We start from the raw sequence: 12,027 nt of genomic DNA, 5'->3' as shown, positions 1-12,027 counted from the left end.
GGTGCGCATGACAAAGCTAGTACGTCTGCGCGACAAGTGCACCAGATCTACAAGGTGACTTGTGTCCTAAGTGCGACGCTATATCAGAACTTACGGTGCCGCACCGTAAGATGTATCGCCGGTCAGTCGAATTGGTACGGCCTATCGGCAGATTGTCGGATGCCGTGGGGCGTTTGATTCCAACGCGGGCAGGCGATACGAGCGTTGGGAGGGGCGATGCAACTCTCTGAGGCCTCCGCGAGACCTGTCGTTATCTAGAATTTATATGTGAGTTACAGGAGATAGTTTGTCCATCAACGCTCAGGATTGTCCAACTAGCGAAATTTTGCGTATCGCGGTGGTGAGTTCCCCGCGGAGCGGTAATTCATGGATCAGATCAACGCTCGCCGGCGCACTGTCCATGCAGGAGATCGCGGTTCACAATTATCTCGATGCCCCTGCCGTTTTGCCGGCGAGGTGTTTTCTTCAGATCCATTGGTATCGCGAGCCGAACTTTCAAGCTTGGCTTCGTGCGAACCAATTTCGCGTATTGACGGTAGCAAGACATCCACTCGACGTTCTTGTGTCGGCGCTGCACTACATTCGATACGAACCGGGAACGAGCCGATGGCTTGAGGGAAATGTGAAGTTGCCTGGGAAATTGGCGAGCGCCAGCCCGTCATCGGCCGAATTTCTTGAGTACGCTCTAGGCATGGGAGCGGAGGATCTGCTGTCGATCACCTATCAATGGTGGAACGATCCAGAGGTGCTTCGCCTTCGATATGAAGATGCCGTCGCGAACCCGGAGGGGGTGCTGGGCAATCAGATCGCTGCATTGGGAGGTAGTGCGCAGGATGTCGTCCCCTGGCTGGCGCACCTCAGTATCGAGAAGATGCGGGCGACGCCGAACCGGCACGGATGGCAGGGAAGCCCGGGGCTCTGGCGTCGTTTGATTGTCCCTCAAGACGCCATTCGCATCTACAGAAGGCATCGAAGAGTTTTTGATACCTTGGGCTACGCGATTGGGCCGTACTTTCTGACGCGTGCATCGGCCTATCGAAACTGGATGGCGCGACTGTAGCAGGAGACGCTTGGTCGTGTTTCACAACGCGACGGCCGGTGTATGCCTCGCGAATTCCCGCTCACCCGATAGGGGGATGTGTTTCGTCAAGCGCTCGGGGCTGACTCGGGTTGGTAAATGGTGTTGCTACGCAGCATCGCACGGATAGGGGGAGCGTTGCAAAGCTGGCTGCGGGGTAGAACGGAGGGCGCTATATCGCGGGCGGCCTAGATACTACTTCAACCGGAGGATTTCTCCGGTGATGGGGGGTATTGTATCAATTTGTTACGGGCATGACTCTTGCTTGATGCGATTTCCTATAATCGCTTTTTCTCGCAAAAATTAGCACTTCGTGACATTGGCGACCGTGGTGACCGGTTAAAATCCGGGCCTGACGTGGCTCGGGCGCTGCCTCCCGTGATATGTCATGCGACGAGCGCCCGACCGGGCGTGCCGCACATTTCTAGAGGAAGTCTCATGATCCTGGTGACGGGCGGTGCGGGTTTTATCGGTGCCAACTTCGTTCTCGACTGGCTACACCGCAACGACGAACCCGTGCTCAATGTCGACAAGCTGACCTATGCGGGCAATCTAAGCACGCTGCGGTCGCTGATTGATAATCCGAGGCACGTGTTTGCGCGTGTCGATATTTGCGATCGCGCCGCGCTCGACGCACTGTTTGCCGAACACAAGCCGCGTGCCGTCGTGCACTTCGCCGCCGAAAGCCACGTTGATCGTTCGATCCATGGTCCCGCCGATTTCGTGCAGACCAATGTCGTCGGCACGTTTACGCTCCTCGACGCGGCGCGCGCCCACTGGAGCGGGCTGGGTGATGCCGACAAGGCCGGCTTTCGCTTCCTGCACGTGTCGACCGACGAGGTATTCGGCTCACTCTCCCCGACCGATCCACAATTCTCCGAAACGACACCATACGCACCGAACAGCCCGTACTCGGCGACAAAGGCCGGCTCCGATCACCTTGTGCGTGCCTATCACCATACGTACGGCCTCCCGACGCTGACGACGAACTGCTCGAACAACTACGGTCCATATCAGTTTCCCGAGAAGCTGATTCCGCTGATGATTGCGAACGCGCTTGCGGGCAAGCCATTGCCGATCTACGGCGACGGCCAGAACGTGCGCGACTGGCTGTACGTCGGCGATCATTGCAGCGCTATCCGCGAGATACTCGCGCGCGGCGTACCAGGCGAGACGTACAACGTCGGTGGCTGGAACGAGAAGAAGAATCTCGACGTCGTGCATACGCTGTGCGACCTGCTCGATAGCGCGTGTCCGAAGGCGACGGGCTCCTATCGTGACCAGATCACCTATGTGACAGATCGTCCTGGCCACGATCGCCGCTATGCGATCGACGCGCACAAGCTTGAACGAGAACTAGGGTGGAAGCCGGTGGAGACGTTCGAAACGGGGCTGGCGAAGACCGTACGCTGGTATCTCGACAATCAGGCTTGGGTGGGCGACGTCGTGTCGGGCGAATATCGAAAGTGGGTGGAGACGAATTACGCGCAACGCACTTGAGGGCATGGTCGATGGCACGTAAAGGCATCATTCTCGCGGGCGGTTCCGGCACGCGACTGTATCCGATCACGCATGTCGTATCGAAGCAGCTCCTGCCCGTCTACGACAAACCGATGATCTACTATCCGCTGTCCACGCTGATGGTGGCCGGGATCCGCGACGTACTCATCATTTCAACGCCGCAGGATACGCCGCGCTTCGAGGCGATGCTTGGCGATGGTAGCCAGTGGGGGATGAATATCCGCTACGCGGTACAGCCGTCACCGGACGGGCTCGCGCAGGCGTTCATCATTGGCAGGGAATTTGTCGGCAACGATCCGTCGGCGCTGATTCTCGGTGACAACATCTTCTACGGGCACGATCTGGCGAAAAAGCTGGAGCGTGCGGACGCGAAGGAGTCGGGCGCGACTGTGTTCGCGTATCACGTGCAGGATCCCGAGCGCTACGGCGTCGTCGAATTCGACAAGCAGTTCCGCGCGCTGTCGATCGAGGAAAAGCCGGCCGTGCCGCGCTCGAATTATGCGGTGACAGGCTTGTACTTCTATGACAATCGGGTGTGCGACATCGCCGCGGATATCAAGCCATCCGCGCGTGGCGAACTTGAGATCACTGACGTGAACTCGCGCTATCTCGCTGACGGCAAGCTCGACGTCGAGATCATGGGGCGCGGCTATGCATGGCTCGATACCGGCACGCACGATTCGTTGATCGATGCGGCGACGTTCATCGCGACGTTGCAGAAGCGTCAGGGGCTCGTTGTTGCCTGTCCTGAAGAGATCGCCTATCGCAGACAGTGGATCGACGCGGATCAGTTGCGCAAGCTTGCCGTGCCGCTGGCGAAGAACGGCTACGGGCGCTATCTCGAACACGTTCTTTTGGATCAGGTTGCATGGCAATTCAAGTAACGGCAACGGCGCTGCCGGAAGTCAAGATTATCGAGCCGAAGGTGTTCGGCGATGCGCGTGGCCATTTCTATGAAAGCTTCAACGCGCGCGACTTTGCGGAACACGTGGCGGCGGGCGTCGAATTCCTTCAGGACAATCATTCACGCTCGACAAAAGGGGTGCTGCGCGGCCTCCACTACCAGATTCGGCACGCGCAGGGAAAGCTCGTGCGCGTCGTGGAGGGTGAGGTATTCGACGTCGCGGTCGACATCCGCAGGCACTCACCGAATTTCGGCAAGTGGGTCGGCGTCGTGCTGTCGGCCGAGAATCATCGGCAGGTATGGATTCCGCCCGGTTTTGCGCACGGCTTCGTCGTGCTGTCCGACGCAGCGCAATTCCTGTACAAGACGACCGATTACTGGTACCCGGAGCACGAGCGCTGTATCGTGTGGAACGATCCGGAGATCGGGATCGAATGGCCGGTCGATGTAGAACCGTTGCTGGCGGCCAAGGATGCCGCAGGCGCACGACTTAGCGAAGCCGAGGTCTACGTTTGAGACAGGATACGAGGCAGCAGTCGACGATTCTCGTGACCGGGGTAACCGGCCAGATAGGTTTCGAATTGTTGCGGGCGCTCCAGGGGCTCGGCCGAGTGGTGCCGTGTGACCGGTCAATGCTCGATCTTTCCGATCTCGATCGCGTGCGCGCTTTCGTAAGGGATCTGAAGCCGTCCCTGATCGTGAATCCGGCCGCTTATACGGCGGTGGACAGGGCAGAGAACGAACTCGAGCTGGCGCGGCGCTTGAATGTCGACGTGCCGCGCGTATTTGCTGAGGAGGCGGCGCGTAGCGGTGGCGCACTGATTCACTACTCGACCGATTATGTGTTCGACGGTGCGAAAGCAGGAGCGTATGTAGAAACCGACGCGACGAATCCCCTGAATGTATACGGAGCGACGAAGCTCGAGGGTGAACAGGCGATCGCCGCGACCGGATGTGCGCATTTGATCTTGCGAACGAGCTGGGTATATGGCCGGCGCGGCAGCAACTTCCTGCTGACGATGCTGCGGCTGGCTGCCGAGCGCTCCGAGTTGCGGGTCGTCGCGGATCAGATCGGCGCGCCGACTTGGGCCAGGACTATCGCCGCCGCGACATCGCACATCGTCGCCCAGGGCGTTGCATCGGTTGACGCCGACTGGTGGGTGCGCCGCTCCGGTATCTATCACTTCACGTCTGCCGGGGCGACCTCCTGGTGCGGCTTTGCCGAAGCGATATTGGGTATCGCGATGGCTTCGCGTGCGCCGAGTGTGGTGCCGATTTCCTCGGACGACTATCCGACGGCTGCAAGGCGGCCGGCCAACTCGCGAATGGCACTGGGGAAGCTGACGGCAGCATTCGGCTTGCAGATGCCGGATTGGCGCGATGCATTGCAACTGTGCTTGAGCGAATGACGGGGCGCGGCGCCGTCCGCGCCGGGCGAGACGTGTGGCGGGCGCTCGCGCGAATGTCCCGGCCTTCCCCGGCGGTTGTTCCGGGTGCCTCGACCGTTTCCGGGGAAGATGGTTCGCCGGCTATAATTCCTCTTTCGGCCCGGTCCGATGCGGCCCGACCGACACCGATGCCGGCGGTGTATTAATGCAAATGGCGAAGGCCTTGACCTTGCCAACGGATACTAAATTTCTGGAGTGAATGCGATGTTAATCCCCGTCATCCTGTCCGGTGGTGCTGGCACCCGACTTTGGCCAGTTTCCCGCGAAGGGCATCCCAAGCCGTTCATGAAGCTTGCTGACGGCGAGAGCTTGCTCGTGAAAACCTACCGTCGTGCAGCAGCGGTGGTTGGCGACAACGCGGAATCGCAGCGTGGAGAACTGTTGACGGTCACGAACCGCGACTACTACTTCATGAGCAAGGATGAGTTCGGTTATGCCGCGCTCGGCAATCAGCAGTCCGGTGTATTCATGCTCGAGCCGGCCGGTCGCAACACAGCGCCTGCGGTGGCGATGGCGGCGCACCACGTAGCTGGCAAGTACGGGCGCGATGCGCTGATGCTGGTGCTCGCAGCCGATCACCTGGTGCAAGACCAGCAAGGTTTCTCGGCCGCCGTCGCGAGCGCCGTCGAGCTGGCGAAGCAGGACAAGCTGGTCACGTTCGGCATCGTGCCGACGAGTCCGGATACCGGCTTCGGCTACATCGAGGCCGGGGAAAGAGTCGGTGGCGGCCGCGCTGCGTTGCGCTTCGTCGAGAAGCCCGACGCGGTGAAGGCCGCCGAATATCTTGCAGCGGGCAACTATCTGTGGAATTCGGGCATGTTCTGCTTCAAGGCCGGCGTCATTCTCGACGAGATGGCGCGTCATGCCCCGGACGTCGCGACGGCCGCCGACGCATGTTGGGCCTCGCTGCAATCGGACAAGGACTCCGCGCAGATGCTCGAGATTCCCGCCGAGTCGTTCCAGAAGATGCCCGACATCTCGATCGATTATGCGGTGATGGAACGTTCGTCGAAGGTTGTGGTGGTGCCGTCCAGTTTCGGCTGGAGCGATATCGGCTCGTGGGGCGCTGTGCGCGACCTGACCGTGCCGGACCAGGACAGCAATCGGGCCGTTGGCGAAGCGATCTTCGTCGATAGCCGGAACACCTACGTGCAGAGCCAGGATCGTGTCGTGGCGGCGGTTGGTGTCGCTGATCTGATGATCATCGATACGCCGGACGCATTGTTGGTCGCGAGTCCTGATCGCGCGCAGGACGTGAAGCAGGTTGTCGCCCGCCTGAAAAAGCAGAATCACGATGCGTACAAGCTGCACCGCACCGTGAGCCGCCCGTGGGGTACCTACACGGTGCTGGAGGAAGGGCCGCGCTTCAAGATCAAACGCATCGAAGTCAAGCCGGGCGCGAGCCTCAGTCTGCAGATGCACCATCATCGCAGCGAGCACTGGATCGTCGTATGCGGGATGGCCAAGGTGGTCAACGGCGATCGGGAAATCTTCGTTCGCACCAATGAATCGACCTATATTCCTGCCGGTCACAAGCACCGCCTCGAGAACCCCGGCGTGCTCGACCTCGTGATGATCGAGGTGCAAAGCGGCGAATATCTGGGAGAAGACGACATCGTTCGCTTCGAAGATGTGTACGGGCGTGCTTAACGTCGGGCAGGCTGGCAGTCCTTCGAATCCGTCAGGGCTTTGTTGTGGGAAGCGTCAAGCGGGAATTCCGGCCCAGGTACTGGAATTCCTTGCCGGGCGCGGCCTGGGCCATCTTCGCCGCACGATGATCGTCTCGGCGGGCACGGATGCCTGGCTGCCTGTTGCCGACAACGGCTTCGCGTACAGCATCCACCTGTATGTACGCATGTTGCCGTGCAACATGTTCGTGGAAATCGTCAGCCGCTCCCGGAATGCGTTCATCGATAGCGTCCACCTGGTCAAGCAGCTGAGGTTCCCCCGGCTCCGCTTGCCGGTGATGGATAGATTCGTCGGTGTGGCGTGGCTGCAGGCGACGGTGAGGAGTTTGCCGTAGTGGATAGCTTTTATCGTGCGTTCGAAGATCAGCATCGCGGCTCAAGGGAGCTGATCAAAAGTCGACTGGCGAAGTACCAGCCGTTTATTGCGTCTCTGGCGACGCTTCATCCGGGCGCGAAGACACTCGATCTGGGTTGCGGCCGCGGTGAATGGTTGGAGTTGATGGTCGAAGCAGGGTTCACCCCGGTAGGTGTGGACCTCGATGCCGATATGCTGGAAGCGTGTCGGAGGCGTGGTCTGCCGGTATTTCTGGGTGATGCTATCGAGTATCTTGCCGCGCTCGATTCGGATAGTCACGCCCTTATTTCGGCTTTTCACGTTGTCGAGCATGTGCCCTTTGAGCAAGTTCGAAGAATTGTGACCGAAGCTTTGCGCGTGCTGAAGCCTGGCGGGCTGTTGATTCTCGAAACACCGAACCCGGAAAATATCGTCGTTGCAGGCTGCAACTTCTATCTGGACCCCAGCCACAAACAACCGATTCCTTCTGAACTGCTAAGTTTCGTTGGCGAGCATGCGGGATTTGCCAGAGTCAAGCGGCTTCGATTGCAAGAACCGCCTTTGTTGAAGGATGGGAGCGTGCGGGTCCATCTTCTTGATGTGCTGGGCGGTGTAAGTCCGGATTACGCCATTGTTGCCCAGAAATCCTGCAGTGAAAAAGAGGCTCGATTGTTTGACGAAGCCTTCGATGCCGACTACGGACTGTCCTTGGCCGAGCTTGCCGCCCGTTTCGAGGAGGGAGGGGCCCGGGAGCATAAAGCCATCGCCGAACAGACCCAACGAACGCAAGACGAAGTGGCGCGACTTCACGGCGAACTGGACCTGGTCCATGACGAATTGACTCGCACTCGCAGCGAGCTGACGCAAGTCGTCGATGAATTGGAGCGAATTCGGGGCGATTTGGGACGGGTCCGGGACGACCTGGATCAAGTGAGCGGCGATCTGGAGCGGGTCCATGACGAGGCGCAGCACACTGCCGGGCAATTGCAGGCAGTTTATGGCAGCACGTCATGGCGTGTCACCGCGCCCATGCGAAGTGCCGTAACGTATGCCCGTAGCGCGAAAGGGGCGTGCAAATCCGGCATGAGGCGCGTGCTGTTCAGGAGCGTCGCGTACGTCAATCGCAATCCCCGTCTGCGACGATTGGCCGTGCGAGTGTTGGGCGCGATGCCCGGAGTGAAGCAGCGACTCGTTCGGATTGTCGTTGGGGCTCCTACGCAGTCGGTGCAGAGGAAACCGATCGATGATGATGGTTTGACGCCCCGCGCGCGCGAAGCGTACATGGCTTTGAAGTCAGCCCTCGCGCCCGAAACTGGGGATATTGAATAATGCGTATTGTTGTTGACATGCAAGGGGCGCAGAGCCTCAATTCGCGTAATCGCGGCGTGGGCCGTTACACTGAATCCATCGTCAAGGCGATGATTCGAAACCGCGGTGACCATGAAATCGTACTTGCCCTGAATGGCGCGTTCAAGGAGTCCGCTCGGATTCTGCGCGAGGAGTTTGAAGCATTACTTCCGAAGCGTGACATTCACGTCTGGCATGCGGCGGCGCCCGTCGCCCATGCAGATAAAGCAAATCGTTGGCGCCGCCAGTCAAGCGAATTGACCTATGAAGCGTTTCTGACGAGCCTGCAGCCGGATCTCATTTATATCGCCAGCCACTTCGAAGGCTTCGGCGACGATTCGATTACCAGCATTCATGCGCTTCAGACCAGTGTTCCGGTCGCGGTCACGCTGTACGACCTGATTCCATACCTCTATGCCAAGCCTTATCTGGAGAATCCTTTATTCAAGGATTGGTACCTGGGGAAAATCGAACATCTTCGACGCGCAGATTTGTGGCTCGCCATATCCGAATCGTCGCGTTCGGAGGGGATCGAGCATCTCGGTCTTTCGGCCGAGTGGTCGGTCAACATGTCCGCCGACGTCGACGCGTGGTTTCGTCCGGAGCAGATTGCTGCCGAGCGTGAAGCGGCATTGCGGAGCAAGTACGGGCTGACGAAGCCGTTCGTGTTGTATACAGGCGGTATCGACCATCGCAAGAACGTCGAGGGCATGATTCGCGCATTCGCGTTGTTGCCACCCGCGTTGCGGAAGTCGCACCAACTGGCGATCGTTTGCTCGATTCAGCCGGCCAGCCGTGAGGCGCTGACGCGTCTGGCCCGGCAAGTCGGACTGGACGCGGCCGATGTCGTGTGTACGGGGTTCGTACCCGACGAGGATTTGCTGTCGCTTTACAACTTGTGCCGTTTGTTCGTCTTTCCTTCATGGCACGAGGGCTTCGGTTTGCCGGTGCTGGAGGCGATGCGCTGCGGCGCGCCCGTGATCGGCGCGAATACGTCGAGCGTTCCAGAAGTGATTGGTTGGGAGGATGCGCTATTCGATCCCCGATCCGACGAAGCGATTGCGCGACACATGCAGCGCGGTCTGACGGACGAGGACTATCGTCAGGCCCTGATCGAACAGGGAAAGCGCCAGGCCGCGAAGTTCTCGTGGGATCGCAGCGGGCGTTGCGCGCTCGATGCAATGGAGCGGAGGCGCGAGGCGTGGCTGACCGAACCGCACGAGCTGGAGGTTCAGGCGCAACGTCCCAGGCTGGCTTACGTGTCGCCGTTGCCACCGGCCCGCACGGGGATTGCCGACTACAGCGCGGAATTGCTGCCGGAGTTGGCTCGCTTTTACGATATCGATGTCATCGTCGACACGGATAAAGCGGGAGAGATTCCGTCCGGTCAGTTTGCGCACGTTTCGGTGAAAACACCGGCGTGGCTGCGCAAGCATGCGGATTCCTACGATCGTGTCCTCTATCATTTCGGAAACTCGTCGTTCCACGAGTACATGTTCCCGCTGTTGGAAACCGTACCGGGTGTGGTCGTGCTGCACGATTTCTTTCTGTCGGGCATTCTCGCGCACATGGCCATTCACGGAAATCGTTCCGACTGCTGGTCCAAGGCGCTGTATGACGCACACGGGTATGTCGGTTTGAAGGCACGGCATCTGAAAGCGGACATCGCGGATGCCGTCTGGGAGTATCCGTGCAGCTTGGGCGTGATTCAGAAGAGCTTGGGCCTGATTGTTCACTCCCCCAATTCGCTACGATTGGCGCGCCACTGGTACGGCGGGGACACGACCGACTGGACCGTGATTCCGCATATGCGCGACGCGACTACCGTATCGGGCAGCGACGATGCGCGCGATGCGCTGGGAATCGGCAGGAACGACTTCCTGGTGTGCGCGTTCGGCGGGCTGGGGCCGTCCAAGCTGAATCATCGGTTGCTTCGCGCATGGAGTCGATCGTCCCTCGCGCGGGATCCGGCTTGTCATCTGGTCTTTGTCGGGGAGAATCAGCCGACCGAATATGGCGAGGAACTCGCGCGCAGCATCCGGCAAACAGGCCAGAAGGGCAGAATCCGGATTACCGGATGGGCCGATGCTCAGATGTTCCGGCAGTATCTGGCGGCGGTCGATGTTGGCGTCCAGTTGCGGACGCTGTCGCGTGGCGAGACGTCGGGAACCGTGCTGGACTGCATGAATTACGGCAAGGCAACGATCGTCAATGCAAACGGAAGCATGGCGGACCTGGATCCCGAGGCCGTATGGATGTTGCCGGACGAGTTCTCCGACGAGCAACTGATCGACGCACTGGAGACGTTGCGTTCGGATCCGGCGCGCCGACAACGAATGGGCGCGCGCGCACGGGACATCATCGTGAGCGCTCATGCACCGGACGTCTGTGCCGAGCAGTATCGCGATGCCATCGAGCGATTCTATCTCCGGGCCGACGCGAATCCGATCGTATTGTCTCGCGCAATCGCGCGTCGAGCGGGCCGGGCAAGCGACGACGAGTTGCGCACATGGGCGCTGAGCGTGGCGAAGAGTTTCGTTCCGCGCAACAACAAGCGGCAATTGCTGGTAGATATCTCCGAGCTCGTGCAGGTGGATGCCAGGAGCGGGATCCAGCGTGTGGTGCGCAATCTGCTGAAGGAATGGCTGGATTCTCCGCCCGACGGCTTTCGGGTGGAACCGGTATATGCCACGACCAAGGATTCCTATCGCTATGCGCGTGAATTCACGATGAGGTTGATGGGGTTCGACGATGGCTGGCTGCAGGACGAGCCGATCGACTATGCGGCGGGAGACGTGTTTGTCGGTCTGGATCTGCAACCCCGGGTCGTCCCTGCGCAGCGGGCGTTTTATCGAAATCTGCGATTGCAGGGCGTGCAGGTCAAGTTTGTCGTCTACGATTTGTTGTGTGTGCTGCTCCCTCAGTACTTTGTTCCTGGCGCCGCTGAGGGTTTTACGGGCTGGCTGGACGTCGTGGCGGAGAATGACGGAGCATTGTGCATTTCGCAGGCGGTGGCCAAGGATCTGTCGTCATGGATCGCGACGCACGCTCCCGAGCGGGCACGCTCGTTCGAGATCGACTGGTTCCATTTGGGTGCGGATATCGAAAATTCCCCGACGACTTCGGAAATCCCCCGAGACGGAGGCAAGGTACTTCAACAACTGCGTAATTGCCCGACGTTTCTGATGGTCGGGACCTTGGAGCCTCGCAAGGGACATGCTCAGGTCCTGGAGGCGTTCGACCGGCTGTGGCGCGAGAATCAGCATGTCAACCTGGTTATCGTGGGGCGGCAGGGGTGGATGGTCGAGGATCTGGTCGGGCGGTTGCGGGCGCATACGGAACAGGGACGCCATTTGTTCTGGCTGGAAAACGCCTCTGACGATTATCTGGAGAAAATCTACGGGGCGAGTTCGTGTCTGATCGCGGCGTCTTATGGTGAAGGCTTTGGTTTGCCGCTGATTGAAGCCGCGCAGCACGGACTGGCGATCATTGCGCGCGATCTGTCGGTGTTTCGTGAAGTGGCTGGCAAGCATGCATTTTATTTTTCCGCACAAGACGGGCACGATCTGGCGACCGAGATCAAGGCATGGCTCGAGCTTCGAGCGAAGCAGCAAGAGCCTTCGTCTCGCGATATGCCGTTCTTGACTTGGGCGCAGAGTGCTCGCCATTTGGCAAAAATTCTCACGCGCACTGAAGCGTATTCTTAA

At 59.6% G+C, this 12,027-nt stretch carries 9 protein-coding genes; all 9 read left to right on the top strand.

Annotation, left to right across the window (positions count from 1 at the left end; genetic code table 11):
* Positions 1-286 precede the first annotated feature (286 nt).
* Entirely contained in the window at positions 287-1,060 is a 774-nt protein-coding gene (locus tag A9Z05_RS36585) for a sulfotransferase domain-containing protein (protein ID WP_141723507.1), read from the top strand.
* 456 nt (positions 1,061-1,516) lie between these two features.
* Positions 1,517-2,578, top strand: coding sequence for a dTDP-glucose 4,6-dehydratase (gene rfbB, locus A9Z05_RS29590; protein ID WP_069621194.1), 1,062 nt, complete (start codon positions 1,517-1,519; stop codon positions 2,576-2,578).
* 11 nt (positions 2,579-2,589) lie between these two features.
* Complete coding sequence (gene rfbA / locus A9Z05_RS29585) at positions 2,590-3,483, top strand: glucose-1-phosphate thymidylyltransferase RfbA (protein ID WP_069621193.1); 894 nt, start codon at positions 2,590-2,592, stop codon at positions 3,481-3,483.
* Positions 3,468-4,019 carry a dTDP-4-dehydrorhamnose 3,5-epimerase gene (rfbC, locus tag A9Z05_RS29580; RefSeq protein WP_069621192.1) on the top strand — a complete coding sequence of 184 codons (552 nt, stop codon included), beginning with the start codon at positions 3,468-3,470 and terminating at the stop codon, positions 4,017-4,019. The genes rfbA and rfbC overlap by 16 nt, the downstream gene beginning before the upstream one ends.
* Positions 4,016-4,912, top strand: a complete 897-nt coding sequence (gene rfbD, locus A9Z05_RS29575) for a dTDP-4-dehydrorhamnose reductase (RefSeq protein ID WP_069621191.1) — start codon at positions 4,016-4,018, stop codon at positions 4,910-4,912. Before rfbC ends, rfbD begins: the two co-directional genes overlap by 4 nt.
* A gap of 243 nt (positions 4,913-5,155) precedes the next feature.
* Positions 5,156-6,601, top strand: coding sequence for a mannose-1-phosphate guanylyltransferase/mannose-6-phosphate isomerase (locus tag A9Z05_RS29570; RefSeq protein WP_069621190.1), 1,446 nt, complete (start codon positions 5,156-5,158; stop codon positions 6,599-6,601).
* Positions 6,594-6,974: a hypothetical protein gene (locus A9Z05_RS29565; protein ID WP_141723506.1), complete on the top strand. Its 381-nt coding sequence runs from the start codon at positions 6,594-6,596 to the stop codon at positions 6,972-6,974. Before A9Z05_RS29570 ends, A9Z05_RS29565 begins: the two co-directional genes overlap by 8 nt.
* On the top strand, positions 6,974-8,302 hold the full coding sequence (locus A9Z05_RS35500; RefSeq protein ID WP_084044493.1) for a class I SAM-dependent methyltransferase: 1,329 nt from the start codon (positions 6,974-6,976) through the stop codon (positions 8,300-8,302). Before A9Z05_RS29565 ends, A9Z05_RS35500 begins: the two co-directional genes overlap by 1 nt.
* On the top strand, positions 8,302-12,027 hold the full coding sequence (locus A9Z05_RS29550) for a glycosyltransferase (protein WP_069621186.1): 3,726 nt from the start codon (positions 8,302-8,304) through the stop codon (positions 12,025-12,027). Before A9Z05_RS35500 ends, A9Z05_RS29550 begins: the two co-directional genes overlap by 1 nt.

Origin of the sequence: Burkholderia sp. A2, assembly GCF_001729305.1 — a bacterium.
Classification (GTDB): domain Bacteria; phylum Pseudomonadota; class Gammaproteobacteria; order Burkholderiales; family Burkholderiaceae; genus Burkholderia; species Burkholderia sola.
Note: the sequence above shows the minus strand (reverse complement) of the source record. Positions and strands in the feature narration are given on the sequence as shown.